This is a genomic window from Bacillus coreaensis (genome assembly GCF_050586445.1).
Classification (GTDB): domain Bacteria; phylum Bacillota; class Bacilli; order Bacillales; family Cytobacillaceae; genus Robertmurraya_A; species Robertmurraya_A coreaensis.
In genome coordinates this window covers 1-18,174 of record NZ_JBOCCY010000022.1, presented here as the reverse complement: position 1 = coordinate 18,174, position 18,174 = coordinate 1, and the positions used below count along the sequence as shown (strand labels likewise).

Here is an 18,174-nt window from a genome sequence, read left to right as displayed (position 1 = left end):
GCGGTACAAATGTTATTCTATTTTCACAACAAAATCTATTCTAGTAGAATTTCATTCTGTTGTCAATTATATTTTCAAATTACTTTGCATTTACAGTTGAAGGGTCTACTTTTACTCCAGGTCCCATTGTTGAAGTAACAGTTACGTTCTTCATGTAAGTTCCTTTTGCAGCAGAAGGCTTCACTTTAAGCATTGTTTCGAAAATTGTAGTGAAGTTCTCAACAAGCTTTTCGTTTTCGAAAGAAGTTTTCCCGATTGGTACGTGGATGTTTCCAGCTTTATCAACACGGTATTCAACTTTACCAGCTTTGATTTCGTTAACTGCTTTAGTTACATCAAATGTAACTGTACCAGTCTTAGGGTTTGGCATTAAGCCTTTAGGTCCTAATACACGACCAAGCTTACCAACTTCACCCATCATGTCAGGTGTAGCAACGATTACGTCAAACTCAAACCAACCTTGGTTGATCTTGTTGATGTAGTCTGCATCTCCTACATAATCAGCGCCAGCTGCTTCAGCTTCTTTCGCCTTTTCACCTTTAGCAAATACAAGTACACGTTGTGTTTTACCAGTTCCGTTTGGAAGTACAACTGCTCCACGGATTTGTTGGTCAGCTTTCTTTGGATCTACTCCAAGACGGAAAGCAACTTCTACAGATGCGTCAAACTTTGCAAAGTTTGTCTTTTTAGCAAGTTCAATAGCTTCTTCAACCGGATATGCTTTTGTACGGTCAACAAGCTTTGAAGCTTCTAAAAACTTCTTACCTTTTTTAGCCATTTTTATTTCCTCCTAGATTGTGGTTTTAGCGGAAAAGTTCTTAACTAACCTCCCACGAATAACAGCACTGTGCATATCGCACAATCGCTAGACATAAGAAAGGTTGCGCGTGAAACCAAATTCAACACCGCAACCCCTTAACTAAAGAAAAATTCGAGCATGAATTAGTCTTCGATAACAATACCCATGCTGCGTGCAGTACCTTCAACCATACGCATAGCTGCTTCAACGCTAGCCGCATTTAGATCAGGCATTTTTGTTTCAGCAATCTCGCGCACCTTGTCACGCTTGACTGTTGCTACTTTATTACGGTTCGGTACACCAGAACCAGACTCGATACCAGCCGCCTTCTTAAGAAGAACTGCAGCAGGAGGAGTTTTTGTAATAAATGTAAATGAACGGTCTTCAAAAACCGTAATCTCAACAGGAATGATTAAGCCAGCTTGTTCAGCTGTACGAGCGTTGAACTCTTTACAGAATCCCATGATGTTAACACCGGCTTGACCTAGTGCAGGACCAACTGGTGGTGCTGGATTAGCTTTAGCAGCAGGGATTTGCAACTTAACAATCTTAATTACTTTTTTAGCCACGAGACACACCTCCTTAAGTCCGTGATGTGGTAATAGGGGATTTTCCCCTCCCACTCATATAATAGTCTTTATAAAAATAAAGAACTGTTTCCTTTTGTCCGGTCTCAAAGTTTGAGACATACTGACCTTTGAAATATTACCACTTTTCGAAACCTATTTCAAGTTTTTTCAGGTTATATTTTTTCAATCTGTGTAAATTCAAGTTCTACAGGGGTATCTCGACCAAACATATTTACAAGAACCTTGACTTTAGATTTGTCCTTATCAATTTCTTCAATAGATCCAGTAAAGTTCGCAAATGGTCCTTCCTTGACTTGTACCATTTCTCCAAGTTCAAAGTTTACATCCACACGCTTTTGCTCAAGTCCCATACGTTTAAGGATGAAATCCACTTCTTCCGGTAGTAAAGGAGTTGGCTTAGAGCCAGATCCAGCTGAACCTACGAAACCAGTTACTCCAGGTGTATTTCGAACCACATACCAAGAGTCATCGGTCATTACGATTTCAACCAATACGTAACCTGGAAACACCTTTCTTTTAACTACTTTCTTTTTACCATTCTTTATATCTGTTTCTTCTTCTTCAGGCACTACCACGCGAAAGATTTTATCTTGCATCGCCATAGACTCTACACGTTTTTCAAGGTTTGCTTTTACCTTGTTCTCATAACCCGAGTAAGTATGAACTACATACCAATTCTTTTCCATTATCGAGGACGAATTGTCCTTCCCTCCCTATATGAAAATATCCATTTTATTAAACTAGAAAGCATTGTTAGCCTTTTATTTTTTTACAAATGAAAAAACCCGTTTCCGGGCTTTGCTAAAAGTTTCCTATGTTTGTTACCATTATACCATTATGTTACGGGTGTTATTCAAGGAATTAAACGAATTAATTCTGAAATCCCTAAATCTATAACAGCAAAGAAAAGAGCAAAAAATATAACTGTAGCTAATACCGTAACTGTGTAGTTTGTCAATTCCTTACGCTTTGGCCAACTAACCTTGCGCATTTCACGGCTGACATCTTTAAAAAAATTGACTACGCGCTGCATGTGTATACCCCCAACTTCCTTGTCTTACTATATCTATAGGTGGTGCCTACTACTTTGTTTGACGGTGGATGGTATGAGCACTGCATGTTCTACAAAACTTCTTCAGCTCTAACCTTTCCGACTCTTTATTGCTCATCGTTGAATAGTTTCTCGAACCGCAAGTTACACAGGCCAAAACTACCTTTTTTGTCAAAAATGCCACCTCTAACTTACTATTTTGTCCATAAAACTGTATCATGGACACTTATCAATGTCAACAGAGCTCTATTACCATATACCCTGTCATATTACAGTGTGAGTTCCCTCACCTCAAGGTATTTCTCAAGCTTTCTTTTCACACGTTGGAGCGCATTATCAATCGATTTCACATGACGATTGAGTTCCTCTGATATTTCCTGATAAGACTGACCATCTAGGTAAAGAGCTAGCACTTTCCGCTCTAAATCACTTAGAAGCTCTGACATTTTCACCTCAATATGATCAAATTCCTCTTGGTTAATAATGAGTTCCTCCGGATCTAACACTTTAGCTCCAGAAATAACATCCATTAACGTTCGATCGGATTCTTCATCATAGATCGGCTTGTCCAACGACACATAAGAATTCAACGGAATATGCTTTTGTCTCGTTGCTGTTTTAATCGCGGTAATAATTTGTCTCGTAATACACAGTTCTGCAAACGCTTTAAAAGAGGTGAGTTTGTCCTCTCGGAAATCTCGGATCGCTTTGTAAAGACCGATCATTCCCTCTTGAACAATATCCTCTTTGTCAGCACCGATTAAGAAATAGGATCTAGCTTTGGCTCTAACGAAGTTTCGATACTTATGAATCAAGTAATCTAATGCTTCACTATCACCTTTGTGCACTAAATCAACTATTTCTTCATCTTCTAGCTGCATGAAATGTAAATTATCGTTGGTTTTTGTTGTCTTGTAGTCAGCATTCACTTCGGATCCCCCCGACCGAACAAGCATAGATAGAAATATTATACAGTAGCCTTTTTTAAAGCGTCAACCCAGTCATTACTTTCCTCTTCGCCATTTTTCAAAAATTTCTGCCACTTCTCTGCTTAATGGAATTTTTGACGTAGGGCTATTTTCCTGAATGTTTTGTACCTTCTTTTCTATCTTCTTTTCAACCGAGTCCATCTCTATTAGTAACTCTCGTGCTGATTTTCTTAGTGCACCTTGTCCAAATATGGCCCATTGTTCCGTAAAATCAGAGGTTGCCACATGAATCTGAGTTTTTCTATTATTTAAAGAGATCGCCAGTTTTTCAATGCATTCATCCGCTGTTTCATTATTTCTAGTGAATATTACTTCGACTTTATAATTCTTATACTTTTTTTCTGTCCCTTTTACAAAATGGGCATCGAATACAACAATAACACGATAACCTGAGTAAGCTTGATACTCGGCCATCCTTTCAATTAAACGGTCCCGAGCTGCTGCTAAATCCTTATTTTTTAGCTCTCGAAGCTCAGGCCAAGCTCCAATGATATTGTATCCATCCACTAACAGAATGTCCATTTTATCCCTCTAGTGGATATCGTTTTCGATACACCTCATACATTAAAAGGGCTGCCGCTACCGAAGCATTTAAAGAGGTGACATGTCCTTTCATTGGCAGGCTAACCAAAAAGTCACATTTATCACGGATGAGTCTTCCCATTCCTTTTCCTTCACTACCAATCACAAGGCCCAGGGGCATAGTACCATCTAGCGAACGAAAGTCCTGTTTACCCTTAGCATCTGTTCCTGCAATCCATAAACCTCGTTCCTTAAGTTCATCAATGGTTTGAGCCATATTCGTCACTCGGACAACAGGAACATATTCAATAGCACCCGTTGAGGCTTTTGCAACAGTTGCCGTTAATCCTACTGCTCTTCGTTTCGGAATGATAATTCCGTGTGCACCAGAGGAATCCGCTGTTCTCATAATGGATCCTAGATTATGCGGATCCTCAATTTCGTCTAACAATAGGAAAAATGGTGTTTCACCTTTTGCTTCTGCACCCTTAAACAAGTCATCAAGTTCCGCATATTGATAGGCAGCTACTGCCGCTACAACCCCCTGGTGATTTCCTTCTACCATCTGGTCGATTTTCTTTTTAGGAACAAATTGAACGATGACATTTTGTGCTTTTGCTAGCCCTATTACCTGTTGCATTTGACCCGTTTGGGAACCTTCTGCGATAAATATTTTATTCACATCGCGTTCAGACTTTAGTGCTTCTATAACTGGATTTTTCCCAATAATAAAGTCTTGGCTCATCTTATTGTTCCTCCTTTCATTCTCCAACTTGAGAGAGGGCAACTTCGATTAATTCATCAAGTCGCTCCTCTCTGTTTAGCAAATATAGATAGCCGATCAATGCTTCAAATGCTGTACCATATCGATATGTCTGTACATCTGTGTTCTTTGGCACTGTTCCAGATTTTGCATTTCGGCCCCTTCTAACGACTGCCTCTTCTTCCTCACTTAAGAGCTTCGAATCCAAAAAGTGATGGATGAATTGACACTGAGCTTTTGCTGAAACATATTTGGTCGACTCCTTATGAAGCTGATTCGGCCGTACTTTCCCTGATTGAAGAAGGTATCTTCGAACATATACCTCAAAGATAGAATCACCAATATACGCTAAGGCAAGGCTATTCAGTTGTTTCACATCTATCGTATTTTCAAAGCGGAGCATATTTTTAGCCTCTTTTCCATCTTGTGCCTTGAGGCGTATCTTCTAAAATAATGTTCATATCTTTTAACTGATCACGAATTTGGTCAGATAACTGGAAATTCCGATCTTTCCTAGCCTGAATACGTTGTTCGATTAACGCTTCTATTTCTTCGTCAAGCAGTTGATCTGCTTCAAGAGTTAACCCTAAGATTCCAAATAACACTTCAAACTCACTCATAAATGCATCAATAACAGTGATAGATGTGTTCTTTTCAATAAGATACATATTAGCCATCTTAGAAAGGTCGAATAACTTAGAAATTCCATTCGCCGTATTAAAATCATCATCCATATCACGAACAAACTCATCATGTAAGGTAGTAACCTTTGTTAACCATTCTTGATCATTTTCCGTTAAATTGGCGCTAGCCTCACGTCGATGTTTAAGGTTTTGGTAAGAGGTTTTTAATCGATCAAGTCCTGCCTTTGTATTTTCTAATAGCTCATCTGTATAGTTGATGGGATTGCGATAATGTACCGCTAACATGAAGAAACGTAGTACTTGCGGATCATGTTTTTTGATAATATCGTGAACGAGTACAAAGTTTCCTAGTGATTTTGACATTTTTTCATTATCAATATTAATGTACCCGTTATGCATCCAATAGCGCGCAAATGTTTTGTCTGTTAACGCTTCTGATTGCGCTATTTCATTCTCATGATGAGGGAAAGCCAGATCTTGACCTCCTGCATGAATGTCAATGGTATCACCTAAATACTTCTTCGCCATGGCAGAGCACTCAATATGCCAACCTGGTCTTCCTTTGCCCCATGGGCTTTCCCAGAAAATTTCACCCGGCTTAGCTGCCTTCCAAAGCACAAAGTCTAAAGAATCTTGTTTTTTCTCACCGATGGCAATTCTTGTTCCTAGTCTCAGTTCATCAATCGATTGGTGAGACAATTTCCCATATTCCTTGAATTTACGTGTGTGATAGTAAACATCGCCCTCGGACTCATAGGCATATCCCTTTTCAATCAATGTAGAAATAAAGTCTAAGATAATATCCATACTTTCTGTTACTCGGGGATGAACATCTGCTTTTCTGCATCCGAGTGCTGTTACATCTTCAAAGTATGCTTTAATAAAACGATCAGCAATCGTTGGGACATTTTCTCCAAGCTCATTTGCTACCCGAATAAGCTTATCATCCACATCAGTGAAATTCGAGATATATTGAACCTCATAGCCTCTGTACTCTAAATATCTTCTTACTGTATCAAACACAATGGGTGGTCTTGCATTTCCTATATGGATATAGTTATAAACTGTAGGACCGCAAACGTACATTTTTACTTTACCCTCTTCAAGAGGGATGAACGGCTCTTTTGAACGAGTCAATGTATTATATATTTGAATGCTCACGCTCGTAGCTCCTTTCCTTCTCTACCTGTTCTAGTTGTCTTCTTAAATTGTGAATTTCAGATTCTAATGCTTTAAAACGATCACCAGTTGGATCTGGTAGATCACAGTGATTTAAATCTTTCTCTACTTTCTTTCCATCCCTTATTACCACTTTCCCAGGAATCCCAACTACTGTCGAATTTGGAGGGACATCCTTTAGTACGACAGAACCTGCTCCTATCTTAGAATTTTCACCAACCGTAATCGATCCTAATACTTTTGCACCCGTTGCAATAAGAGCATTGTCCTTTATAGTTGGATGTCGCTTTCCTTTCTCTTTTCCCGTTCCTCCTAGTGTAACTCCCTGAAACACAGTCACATTGTCACCAATTTCACATGTTTCACCAATGACAACCCCCATGCCATGATCGATAAAAAACCGTCTTCCGATAGTTGCACCTGGGTGAATTTCTATCCCTGTGAAGAAGCGACTTACCTGCGATATAACCCTTGCCATAAAATAAAATTTTCTCTTATATAGAGCATGTGCCACTCGATGAGCCCAGATGGAATGCAAACCTGAATATGTTAAGATAACCTCAAAATACGTCCTTGCCGCTGGATCTTGTTCAAAAACTACTTCAACATCTTCCCTTAGCATTTTAAACATTATCGTTCCCCCTAAACGTAAATGCTGCTTATTTCGTAAAAATAAAAAACGCCCCTGTCAAAATGACAGAGACGCTTATATGCGCGGTTCCACTCTGTTTAAGTAACCAAGATTACTTCAACTCAACTCTTGTAACGGAAGAAATCCGCCTCATTCTACTAAGGGAATAACCCTGTTTCGAATCAGGACTCAGAGGGGCACTTCAAAAAACAAGGGGCTTAAACCACTTTCAGCCGATGATGGTTCTCTCTTGAAAGCATTGCTTTTTTACTTTTCCTCTTCAACATTTTCTAAATTATATAATTATCTTTACTATATTACATTTTTTCCAATCTGTTAACTAGTAATGCTCACAATTCGTTGTAATATTTTTTCTTTACCAATTAATGCAATGGCTTTAGGTAGATCTGGACCGTGTGTTTGACCAGTAGCAGCCACACGAACCGGCATAAAGAGCTTCTTACCCTTTTGTCCTGTTGCTTTTTGAACGCTCTTCAAACTTGCTTGAACATCCTCTGGTTGGAGGCTTGGTAGCTTTTCAATCTCACTCGCAAAAGCAGATAATACTTCCTTCACGCCTTCCTCTTGAAGAACCGCCTTTGCTTCTTCCTCTAGTTCTAGTTCCTCCTTGAAGAATAACTCTGATAGCTCGACAATTTCAGCTCCATAGCTCAACTGATCTTGATAAAGCGCTACGAGATTTTTCGTCCATTCCACTTCCTCTGGAGTCATTGCCTCACTAACAAGACCCGCCTTTTGAAGATGCGGCAGAGCAAGTTCATACACGACGTCAACCTCTTGTTTCTTCATGTACTGGTTATTCATCCATGTAAGTTTTTGCTTATCAAATAGAGCTGGTGATTTCGAAAGTCTGTTCGCTTCAAAAATGGAAATCAGTTCTTCCTTCGAGAAAATCTCTTCTTCTCCAGATGGCGACCAGCCGAGTAGGGTAATAAAATTAAATAATGCTTCAGGAAGATAGCCTAATTCCTCATACTGTTCAATGAACTGGATAATGGACTCATCTCGTTTACTTAGCTTCTTTCGGCTTTCGTTCACAATCAATGTCATATGTCCAAATACCGGTGTTTCCCAACCTAATGCTTCGTAAATCATCATTTGCTTTGGAGTATTAGAAATATGGTCATCTCCACGTAATACATGTGTAATTTCCATCAAGTGATCATCAACAGCAACAGCAAAATTATACGTAGGTGTTCCATCTTTTTTTACAATGACAAAATCTCCACCGATTCCATCTGCTTCAAACGAAACATCGCCTTTAACCATATCGTTAAAGCTGAAAACCTTCTCGCTAGGAACCAAAAAGCGAACACTTGGTTGTCTTCCTTCTTTTTCTAGAGCTTCGCGCTGCTCATTCGTTAGATGACGGCATTTCCCTGAATAGCCACCCATCTCACCCTTCTCCGCTTGCTCATTACGTTCTGCTTCTAGTTCTTCCTCCGTACAATAGCATTTATACGCTTTGCCCTCTTCAAGAAGTTGCTTATAGTACACTTCATATAAGTCATTACGTTCTGATTGTCTGTATGGACCATACGATCCACCAACATCAACGCTCTCATCCCAATCTATTCCTAACCATTTTAAATATTTGAGTTGACTTTCTTCCCCGCCAGCAATATTACGCTTCTTATCGGTGTCTTCAATTCGGATAATAAACTTTCCACCTTGATGACGCGCAAACAAGTAGTTAAATAGCGCAGTACGAGCGTTTCCAATATGTAAATGTCCCGTTGGACTTGGTGCATAACGAACACGTACAGTGTTAGACATTCTATTTTTCCTCCTAAAGAGTTCAATCTATTTTTGACATTTATTTTACCATTGTGAAAAGGCAATTCCTAGAGCTCTTTCTTTTTTAAGAGCACAACTGCTTGAGAAGCAATTCCTTCTCCTCTTCCGGTAAACCCAAGCTTTTCTGTTGTTGTTGCTTTAACATTTACTTGATCTGGTGAAGCTTTCAGTAATTCAGCGATTCGGTTCTTCATTTGCTCAATATATGGTGCCATCTTCGGCCTTTGTGCAATAATGGTGCAATCCGCATTCACTAGCTCATATCCTCGATTCTCAACTAATGACCATACGTGTTCAAGAAGCTTTGCTGAATCGGCATCCTTAAACTCTGGATCCGTATCAGGAAAGTGTCTCCCAATATCTCCTTCACCTATCGCTCCTAAAACCGCATCTGTTACTGTGTGAAGAAGGACATCTGCATCTGAATGCCCTAACAATCCTTTTTCATAAGGAATCGTTATACCCCCTAAAAACAATGGTCTACCTTCTATGAGCTGATGAACGTCAAATCCTTGTCCAATTCTAAACATCGTTATTAAAGTCCCCTCTTTTGGTAGTCACGTTGCTTTATAATTGCCTCTGCAAAATACAAATCTTCTGGTGTCGTCAGTTTAATATTATCGTAGTCACCCTCAACAATTTTAACAGGGACATGTAGTCGTTCTACTAAACTTGCCTCATCTGTCCCTAAAAAATTCTGTGCCAACGCTAGGTTATGAGCTTCCTCTAGTAACGACACGCGAAAAGCTTGTGGGGTTTGAATGGCCCACAAGCTTGAACGCTCAATCGTCTCAACTACTTCAAAATTATTTACCTTCTTAATCGTATCCTTAACAGGGACTGCTACGACAGCCGCTCCATCCTTTTCTGCTACCGATACTAATTCATGGATTACTCTTTTTTCAATAAATGGCCTAGCTGCATCATGAACGAGTACAATTCCCTCTTTCTTTGCGGCTTGCAACCCATTATACACACTGTGCTGTCTTTCATTCCCACCAGCAACAAGAGAAGTAACCTTTTTGATACGATACTTTTTTAAAAGGCTGGAAAAATGATCTTCATCTCCGGCTGAAATAGCTAAAATAATCCCTTCACATGCCTCATCCAATTCAAATACCTTGAGTGTATGAATTAATATAGGAATATCCTTTAGCTGAAGCAACACCTTATTTTTGCCTGCCCGCATTCTTTTCCCTTGTCCTGCTGCAGGGATAATCACTTGGTAAGACATAAGATATCCCCTAACTATTTCTATAATGCTTTTTCTAATAATTTCGGTTTAGCAAAAATCATTCGACCAGCTGATGTTTGCAGTACACTTGTTACCAATACATCAAGCTGCTTTCCAATATAGTCTCTTCCATCTTCAACAACAATCATCGTGCCATCATCGAGATAAGCAATGCCTTGGTTATGCTCCTTGCCATCTTTTATAACTTGGACATTCATTTCTTCCCCAGGCAATACAACTGGCTTAACGGCATTTGCCAAGTCATTAATGTTTAATACAGCAACCTTCTGAAGTTCACATACTTTATTAAGATTAAAGTCATTGGTTACGACTACTCCACTAGTTAACTTTGCAAGCTTAACAAGTTTTGAGTCTACTTCTTGTACATCCTCAAAGTCGCCTTCATATATCTCTACATTCATAGCTAGTTCTTTTTGAATTCGATTTAAAATATCAAGACCTCTTCTACCACGGTTTCGCTTTAATACATCAGAGGAATCAGCAATATGCTGCAATTCTTCAAGGACAAATTGTGGAATGACAATGGTTCCATCTAAAAATCCTGTTTGGCAGATATCAGCAATACGTCCATCAATAATAACACTCGTATCTAATATTTTTAATTCATTTTTGGCATTTGTATTCTCAGCATCTAACTCTTCCTCACCAGACTTCTTTTTTGATTTCGTAAAAAGGGATAATAACTCGTCTCTCTTTTTAAAACCAACCTGGAAACCTAAATAACCAAATAGAAGTGTCAATAGTACGGGAGCTACGGTATTTAATATAGGTACTTCAATACCCGTTAATGCATAACCAACTAAAAAGGCAATAATTAATCCAAATACTAATCCTACGCTACCAAAGATAATATCTGTTATAGGTACTTTTACAAGAGATTCTTCTACCCATTTCACGAAATTGACGACATAATCGACCGCCCAAAAAGTAATAAGATAAAAAATAATAGCACCTAAAATAGCGGTAACATAATGATTATTTATCAGAGGAATGTCGTCTAATGATATAAGTGTTAATAAATCAGAGATTAAAAAGATCCCTAAAGTACCACCTGTAATTAAGAAACAGGCTTGAACAATTCGCTTTAACATTCCTTCACCTCCTTTTATACATTATAAACAATTTCCATAAATTGAAACGTAATATTACATAGAAAATTATTGTTTGTTATTATCCTGTAATCTCTTTGTTATATTAGTATAATTGCGGGTGATTTCACATGTTTATTATTACTAAGGGTAGCACCTAGCAAATATTGGTGTCAATTTTTTACCCTTTATCTTTCACTTATTCAAATGTCGCTTTTAGTGCATCCGCTACAGTAGAAACTCCTATTAACTGAATCCCTTTTGGGGCTGACCAACCACCTATGTTATTGGCAGGAATAATGACTCGTTCAAACCCTAGCTTGGCAGCTTCTTGTACACGCTGTTCTATTCTTGATACCCTTCTTATCTCCCCTGTCAAACCTACTTCCCCTATAATACAATCCGTTGCTCTAGTTGGCTTATCGCGGAAACTTGAAGCAATACTAATAGCTACAGCTAAATCAATAGCTGGTTCATCCAGCTTCACTCCACCAGCAACCTTTAAGTAAGCATCCTGGTTTTGAAGCAGCAACCCAACTCTTTTCTCTAACACAGCCATGAGTAGTGACACTCTGTTATGATCAATGCCTGTAGCCATTCTCCTAGGATTTCCAAAACTTGTCGGTGAAATAAGTGCTTGTATCTCTACTAAAACCGGTCGAGTACCTTCCATTGAAGCAACTACTGTCGATCCTGCTGCACCTTGAGATCGCTCCTCAAGGAATATTTCAGATGGATTTTGAACCTCTTCTAATCCAAATTCCTTCATTTCAAAAATTCCCATTTCATTGGTGGAACCAAAACGGTTTTTTACCGCTCGGACAATCCGATACGTATGGTGGCGCTCCCCTTCAAAATAGAGAACCGTATCGACCATATGTTCGAGAAGTCTAGGACCTGCAATCGAGCCTTCTTTTGTCACATGACCTACGATGAATATCGCAATACCCTTTGTCTTACCTATTCTCATAAGCTCAGCTGTACATTCTCTTACTTGAGAGACACTTCCTGGGGCAGAGGTTACCTGAGGATGGAAGATGGTTTGGATCGAATCAACAATCACGAAACTTGGGTTTTCCTTTTCAATCGTTCGACTGATCTCTTCTAGATCTGTTTCAGAGTAGACAAGTAAGTTTTCTGATGTTACTCCTAGTCGATCTGCTCTTAGCTTCGTCTGTCTCATTGACTCTTCCCCTGAAATATAAAGAACGGAATGTTGTTTTTTTGCCAGTTGAGAGGAAACCTGTAATAGCAAAGTGGATTTTCCAATTCCGGGATCACCACCTATTAATACTAGGGAACCCTTTACGATTCCTCCACCTAACACACGATTTAACTCGACCAAATCCGTTTGTATACGAGGCTCTGTCATCGTTTCAATTGAGGTAATTGGTGTTGCTTTTGACATGGTTGTTGAACCTACTGAATGAGCAAAGGTCGCACGATGATTAGTCACCTTTTTTTCTATTTCTTCCACCATCGTATTCCATTGTCCGCACCCAGGGCATTTCCCCATCCATTTGGGAGATTCATAGCCGCAATCATTACACATGAATTTTGTTTTTACTTTTGCCAAAATTATATCCCCCTTCTTCCATGCCGTACTCTCTCATTATAAGACATCTTATAAATTCATTGCAGTGATAAGTATTTCCCAATAGAAAATAGAAGGCACACGTAATCTCTTACGTGTGCTCCCTTTTTTTTACGATTATTTATGAATCGGTTCTCCTGCTCTTACAGCAAAATCACCATCCACATAATCAATGACAACCTTTTGTCCTGTTAGAACCGTTCCTCTTAATAACTCTTCTGATAAACGGTCCTCAATATGCTTTTGAATTGCTCTTCTTAAAGGTCGTGCACCGTATTCAGGGTCATACCCTTCCTCAGAAATTTTCTCTTTTGCAGCGTCTGTTAGCTCTAACGTAATATCTTGTTCATCTAATCGCTTAATTAGCTGATCAGACATTAATGTAACAATCTGTTTTAAGTGCTTTTTCTCTAATGAATGGAAAACAATGATCTCATCGATACGGTTTAGGAACTCGGGACGGAATGCCTTTTTCAGCTCCTCCATTACCTTGCCCTTCATATCTTTAAAGTCCTGTTCTCCATCTTGAATATTAAAGCCAACATACTTATTACGCTTTAACGCTTCTGCTCCAACGTTAGAAGTCATGATAACAACTGTATTACGGAAATCAACACTTCTTCCTTTTGAGTCTGTTAGACGACCATCTTCTAGGACTTGAAGCAAAATATTAAATACATCTGGATGCGCCTTTTCAATTTCATCTAATAAAATAACAGAGTATGGTTTTCTTCTAACCTTTTCTGTCAATTGTCCACCTTCATCATATCCTACATAACCTGGAGGAGAACCTACTAGTCTGGAAGTTGAATGTTTTTCCATATACTCCGACATATCAACGCGAATCATTGCTTCCTCGTCACCAAACATGGCCTCTGCTAATGCACGTGCAAGCTCCGTTTTACCAACACCTGTGGGACCAAGGAAAATAAACGATCCGATAGGGCGCTTTGGATCTTTCAAACCAGCACGAGCACGACGTACAGCTTTTGATATTGCCTTTACAGCTTCCTCTTGACCGATTAAACGAGAATGAAGAATTTCTTCAAGCTTTAATAGCTTATCTGTTTCTGTTTGTGCCAGGCGTGATACAGGAATTCCAGTCCAACTAGCTACAACTGTAGCAATATCATCGACAGTAACCTCTGAGTTCTCTTGTCCTTGCTTCTCTTTCCATGTTTTCTTTGTCTCTTCTAGTTGTTCACGAAGTCTTTGCTCTGAATCTCGTAATGATGCAGCCTTTTCAAATTCTTGGCTTTGAACAGCAGCATCCTTTTCCTTACGAACCTCTTCAAGCTTTGCTTCAAGCTCCTTTAAGTTTGGAGGTGTTGTGTAAGAGCGAAGTCTTACCTTTGATCCTGCTTCATCAATTAAATCAATGGCCTTATCAGGAAGAAAACGATCCGAAATATAACGGTCGGACAATTTGACAGCTGCCTCAATTGCTTCATCCGTAATGGATACTCTATGATGTGCTTCGTAACGATCTCTCAATCCTTTTAAGATTTGAACAGATTCATCCGCTGTCGGCTCATCTACCATGATTGGCTGGAAACGTCTTTCTAGAGCTGCATCCTTTTCAATATACTTACGGTATTCATCGAGGGTTGTTGCCCCAATACATTGAAGTTCCCCACGAGCTAGGGAAGGCTTTAAGATATTTGAAGCATCAATCGCACCTTCTGCTCCTCCCGCACCGATAAGTGTATGGAGTTCATCGATGAATAAGATGATATTTCCTGCTTGTCGGATTTCATCCATTACTTTCTTTAAGCGGTCTTCAAATTCACCTCGATACTTTGTACCTGCTACAACTGTACCCATATCAAGCGTCATAACACGCTTATCTCTTAATGTTTCAGGAACCTCATTGTTTACAATTTGTTGGGCTAAACCTTCAGCAATCGCTGTTTTCCCAACTCCAGGCTCCCCAATTAACACTGGATTATTTTTCGTTCGTCGGCTTAATACCTCGATCACACGCTGAATTTCCTTAGCTCTTCCAATAACCGGGTCAAGACTACCTTCTCTGGCAATAGATGTTAAGTCTCGTGCTAAGCTATCTAAGGTAGGCGTATTAGCGCTTGCTGCTGTTCCACCTTGATGATTGCTTGACTCACTACTACCTAACAGTTGAAGCACCTGCTGTCTTGCTTTATTTAAGCTGACCCCTAAGTTGTTTAATACCCTTGCTGCTACTCCTTCACCTTCACGAATAAGACCTAGCAAAATATGCTCTGTTCCTACATATGAATGACCAAGTTTTCTTGCTTCATCCATAGAAAGTTCAATTACCTTTTTTGCTCTTGGCGTATAGTGAATCGTCTGAGAAGCATCTTGCCCACGACCAATCAGATTTTCTACTTCTTTTTGTATTTTCTCTGAACCTAATCCTAAAGCATATAATGCTTTTGCAGCGATACCTTCGCCCTCTCTTACTAACCCAAGTAAAATATGCTCTGTTCCAATATTGTTATGACCTAAACGAATAGCTTCTTCCTGGGCTAGTGCAAGTACCTTTTGAGCTCTCTCTGTAAAACGTCCAAACATCATGTGAACATCCTCCTAACTAAGGTTAATTTTCCATTTTTATTCTTTCCCTTATTAAAGAGGCGCGACGAATATCACGCTCGTTGGGTCTTAGTGGTCCTCCCGCGTATTGTTGGAGAAATCCAGGTTGTGTTAATATCATTAATTCATTTAAAATATTTCTTGATATGTTTTCAATATAACCCATATCAATTCCTAATCTTACATCAGATAAACAGTTGGCTGCTTCCTTTGTTTCAATAATTCTACTATGTGTGAGAACACCTAAGGAACGAAAAACTCTATCTTCTAATTGTATGTTAGAAGTTTTTGCTAATGCCCCACGAGCTGATCTTTCCTGGGCAATTAGTTGGCTGACAACGCCCTTTAAGTCCTCAACAATATCCTCTTCAGATTTACCTAACGTGATCTGGTTGGATATTTGAAAGATGTTACCTAACGCCTCACTACCCTCACCATACATTCCTCTAACGACAAGACCAAGTTGATTGATGGCAGGAATTATACGATTCATTTGTTGCGTTAATGTCAAACCTGGTAGATGCATCATCACTGAAGCCCGCATCCCTGTCCCTACATTTGTCGGACAACTCGTTAAGTATCCTACCTTTTCATCAAATGCATAATTGATATGCTCTTCTAATTCATCATCGATCCGATCTGCCAGTGTTAACGCCTCACTCACCTGGAAACCAGGATATAAGCATTGAATTCGGATATGATCTTCTTCATTAACCATAATGCAAACTTCTTCATTTTCGGATAAAAGACAGGCACCAAGAGCAGAGTTTTCAACTAGATGAGGGCTGATTAAATGCTTTTCCATTAATACTCGTTTTTGTATTGGCTGAAGTTCTTCCATTCTTAGGAGCTCTAATTGACTTAAGTTAGGAATGGTATGATTTAATAATGCCTTCTCCATTGTCTGTATAACTTCATGTGCTTCCTCATTAGAGAAAAGGGTTGGGAACTTATATTCATTTATATTCCGCGCGAGCCGAATTCGAGAACTTAGAACAATGTCTGAATCAGGCCCTTCTGCACTCATCCAGGAGCTTATGGCTTGATTAATAAATTTTTCAAGAGACATGTACCTATTCCTCTCCTTCACTTTCACTGCGTAACAGCTTTTCAATTTCTCTAATTTCATCCCTTACTATGGCTGCTTGTTCAAACTCTTCGTTTTCGATTGCAGACTTTAAATCAACCTTTAGTTCTTCTACTTTCTTTTTGTAGTGAATGTTTCCACCTATTCGCTTAGGTATCTTTCCATTGTGAGTGGAATTACCACTATGGAGCCGTCGTAGTATCGGTTGAAGCTGATCCCTAAACGTTTCATAGCAATGAGCACATCCAAACCGTCCGACTTGAATGAATTGCTTATATGTCATCGAACAGCCTTCACATTGCAATACTTGTTGTTGCTCATAAAGTGAAGCTTTCTGTTGAGCAAGCTGGTAGTTATGATCGAAGTTTAATAGCCCAGCCAATAGATTGTTAATGGAAAAACCTGATGTATTGGTGACTACAAAGTGCTCTCCTTTTTCTTGAGCACAAACCTCACATAAGTGAAACTCAGATTTTTTACCATTATTAATTTTTGTAAAATGAAGGGTAGCAGGCCTTTCATTACACTCCTGACAAATCATGTTACTCACCTCAATAAATGGCTTTACTCTTTTCTAAAGGCGTGGAATTTTTTCACTTATATTTTAATGTTGTTAACATAGCCTTTAGCATTCTCGAACGAAGTTCATCACGATATGGTAAGTCAATATACAGGACGGAGCGATCAATGACACTGAGCATTATTTTTGCTTCTCTCGTTGAGATCACATCTTCCTCAACTAGTCTGAAGATCACGTGCTCCGCACTACTTTGTGACACTCTAGAAGAGATCACAGTTAGCAGCTGGTCAATAAGGTGAGCGTTATCGTGTGATTGAACTTTCATAATTCGAATATATCCACCACCACCTCGTTTACTTTCTACAACATACCCTTTTTCAATGGTAAATCGCGTGTTTATTACATAGTTGATTTGTGATGGTACACACTGGAACTTATCAGCTATTTCACTACGCTTAATTTCAACGAGCTCTCTTTCACTCATCTCGAGTACTTCCTTTAAGTACTGCTCAATGATATCGGAGATGTTCCTCACCATATCCCCCCTCTCTGACTTTGACTATATTTGACATTAATTATACATGATGAACGTAGTTTCATGCAATGAACAACACCTTATAAATTTTTCCCCAAATTTCGTGCTCTCAAACTAGGAAAGAATTCATAAATATAATTCTATAAAATAGAGAATTAGTTAAATTTAAGACAGGGTCACTGAGGAACAGAGAAAAAAGGGCTGTTCAGATCATAAAAGCAAGTTTATGACTCGTTTCTGTGGGATTTGTGTAGCTGATAGGTTATAAAAGTTGGTTTATGACTTATATGCGAGGATAAAGTGGTACTGCACGTCATAAAAAATAGTTTATGACGTTTTTGCGTGGAATAAATGGTACTTAAAGTCATAAAAGTGATTACTTAACAATAAAAAATATACACAACAAAAAAAGCACCCATTCAGGTGCTTTTTTCTTTGCCTAGCGACGTCCTACTCTCACAGAGGGAAACCCTCAACTACCATCGGCGCTGAAAAGCTTAACTTCCGTGTTCGGTATGGGAACGGGTGTGACCTTTTC

20 protein-coding genes, 1 rRNA gene and 2 other annotated features (1 of these 23 only partly in view) are annotated in these 18,174 nt (G+C 39.1%); all 21 genes read right to left on the bottom strand.

Translation table 11 applies throughout. The features are described from left to right. Positions 1–22 (bottom strand) — a sequence feature (ribosomal protein L10 leader region) (it extends 125 nt beyond the left edge of the window). 57 nt (positions 23–79) lie between these two features. Beyond that, positions 80–778 carry a 50S ribosomal protein L1 gene (gene rplA / locus ACQ5H4_RS21295; RefSeq protein WP_119706258.1) on the bottom strand — a complete coding sequence of 233 codons (699 nt, stop codon included), beginning with the start codon at positions 776–778 and terminating at the stop codon, positions 80–82. A gap of 164 nt (positions 779–942) precedes the next feature. Next, positions 943–1,368 carry a 50S ribosomal protein L11 gene (rplK, locus tag ACQ5H4_RS21290; protein ID WP_066058614.1) on the bottom strand — a complete coding sequence of 142 codons (426 nt, stop codon included), beginning with the start codon at positions 1,366–1,368 and terminating at the stop codon, positions 943–945. Positions 1,369–1,541: 173 nt separating this feature from the next. Continuing rightward, entirely contained in the window at positions 1,542–2,075 is a 534-nt protein-coding gene (gene nusG / locus ACQ5H4_RS21285) for a transcription termination/antitermination protein NusG (RefSeq protein ID WP_391559482.1), read from the bottom strand. A 167-nt stretch (positions 2,076–2,242) separates the two neighbouring features. After that, a complete protein-coding gene (gene secE, locus ACQ5H4_RS21280) occupies positions 2,243–2,422 on the bottom strand; it encodes a preprotein translocase subunit SecE (protein ID WP_066058623.1) in 180 nt (59 codons plus the stop codon). A gap of 49 nt (positions 2,423–2,471) precedes the next feature. Further along, a complete protein-coding gene (rpmG, locus tag ACQ5H4_RS21275; protein ID WP_119706256.1) occupies positions 2,472–2,615 on the bottom strand; it encodes a 50S ribosomal protein L33 in 144 nt (47 codons plus the stop codon). Between the two features lie 94 nt (positions 2,616–2,709). Further along, positions 2,710–3,321, bottom strand: a complete 612-nt coding sequence (sigH, locus tag ACQ5H4_RS21270; RefSeq protein WP_285852393.1) for an RNA polymerase sporulation sigma factor SigH — start codon at positions 3,319–3,321, stop codon at positions 2,710–2,712. Positions 3,322–3,444: 123 nt separating this feature from the next. Continuing rightward, positions 3,445–3,951 carry an NYN domain-containing protein gene (locus ACQ5H4_RS21265; protein WP_430776946.1) on the bottom strand — a complete coding sequence of 169 codons (507 nt, stop codon included), beginning with the start codon at positions 3,949–3,951 and terminating at the stop codon, positions 3,445–3,447. A 1-nt stretch (position 3,952) separates the two neighbouring features. Further along, a complete protein-coding gene (gene rlmB / locus ACQ5H4_RS21260) occupies positions 3,953–4,696 on the bottom strand; it encodes a 23S rRNA (guanosine(2251)-2'-O)-methyltransferase RlmB (protein ID WP_430776945.1) in 744 nt (247 codons plus the stop codon). Positions 4,697–4,712: 16 nt separating this feature from the next. Continuing rightward, on the bottom strand, positions 4,713–5,117 hold the full coding sequence (locus ACQ5H4_RS21255; protein WP_430776944.1) for a Mini-ribonuclease 3: 405 nt from the start codon (positions 5,115–5,117) through the stop codon (positions 4,713–4,715). A gap of 4 nt (positions 5,118–5,121) precedes the next feature. Continuing rightward, complete coding sequence (gene cysS / locus ACQ5H4_RS21250) at positions 5,122–6,519, bottom strand: cysteine--tRNA ligase (RefSeq protein WP_430776943.1); 1,398 nt, start codon at positions 6,517–6,519, stop codon at positions 5,122–5,124. After that, positions 6,500–7,171, bottom strand: a complete 672-nt coding sequence (cysE, locus tag ACQ5H4_RS21245) for a serine O-acetyltransferase (RefSeq protein ID WP_430776973.1) — start codon at positions 7,169–7,171, stop codon at positions 6,500–6,502. The genes cysS and cysE overlap by 20 nt, the downstream gene beginning before the upstream one ends. Before the next feature lie 61 nt (positions 7,172–7,232). Then, positions 7,233–7,461, bottom strand: a binding site (T-box leader). A gap of 43 nt (positions 7,462–7,504) precedes the next feature. Beyond that, complete coding sequence (gene gltX, locus ACQ5H4_RS21240) at positions 7,505–8,965, bottom strand: glutamate--tRNA ligase (RefSeq protein ID WP_430776942.1); 1,461 nt, start codon at positions 8,963–8,965, stop codon at positions 7,505–7,507. 68 nt (positions 8,966–9,033) lie between these two features. After that, positions 9,034–9,516, bottom strand: coding sequence for a 2-C-methyl-D-erythritol 2,4-cyclodiphosphate synthase (gene ispF, locus ACQ5H4_RS21235; RefSeq protein ID WP_430776941.1), 483 nt, complete (start codon positions 9,514–9,516; stop codon positions 9,034–9,036). Between the two features lie 5 nt (positions 9,517–9,521). After that, entirely contained in the window at positions 9,522–10,220 is a 699-nt protein-coding gene (gene ispD, locus ACQ5H4_RS21230) for a 2-C-methyl-D-erythritol 4-phosphate cytidylyltransferase (protein ID WP_430776940.1), read from the bottom strand. Positions 10,221–10,240: 20 nt separating this feature from the next. Continuing rightward, on the bottom strand, positions 10,241–11,332 hold the full coding sequence (locus tag ACQ5H4_RS21225) for a PIN/TRAM domain-containing protein (protein ID WP_430776939.1): 1,092 nt from the start codon (positions 11,330–11,332) through the stop codon (positions 10,241–10,243). Between the two features lie 196 nt (positions 11,333–11,528). Beyond that, the gene (radA, locus tag ACQ5H4_RS21220) at positions 11,529–12,905 is read right to left on the bottom strand and encodes a DNA repair protein RadA (RefSeq protein ID WP_430776938.1); all 1,377 of its coding nucleotides are present in this window, start codon (positions 12,903–12,905) and stop codon (positions 11,529–11,531) included. A gap of 135 nt (positions 12,906–13,040) precedes the next feature. Beyond that, entirely contained in the window at positions 13,041–15,476 is a 2,436-nt protein-coding gene (clpC, locus tag ACQ5H4_RS21215) for an ATP-dependent protease ATP-binding subunit ClpC (RefSeq protein WP_430776937.1), read from the bottom strand. Positions 15,477–15,498: 22 nt separating this feature from the next. Next, positions 15,499–16,563 carry a protein-arginine kinase McsB gene (gene mcsB / locus ACQ5H4_RS21210; RefSeq protein WP_430776936.1) on the bottom strand — a complete coding sequence of 355 codons (1,065 nt, stop codon included), beginning with the start codon at positions 16,561–16,563 and terminating at the stop codon, positions 15,499–15,501. Positions 16,564–16,567: 4 nt separating this feature from the next. Beyond that, complete coding sequence (gene mcsA, locus ACQ5H4_RS21205) at positions 16,568–17,122, bottom strand: protein-arginine kinase activator protein McsA (RefSeq protein WP_430776935.1); 555 nt, start codon at positions 17,120–17,122, stop codon at positions 16,568–16,570. Positions 17,123–17,174: 52 nt separating this feature from the next. After that, positions 17,175–17,639, bottom strand: a complete 465-nt coding sequence (locus ACQ5H4_RS21200) for a CtsR family transcriptional regulator (protein WP_430776934.1) — start codon at positions 17,637–17,639, stop codon at positions 17,175–17,177. Positions 17,640–18,073: 434 nt separating this feature from the next. Beyond that, positions 18,074–18,174 (bottom strand): 5S ribosomal RNA (rrf, locus tag ACQ5H4_RS21195); the annotation flags it as partial.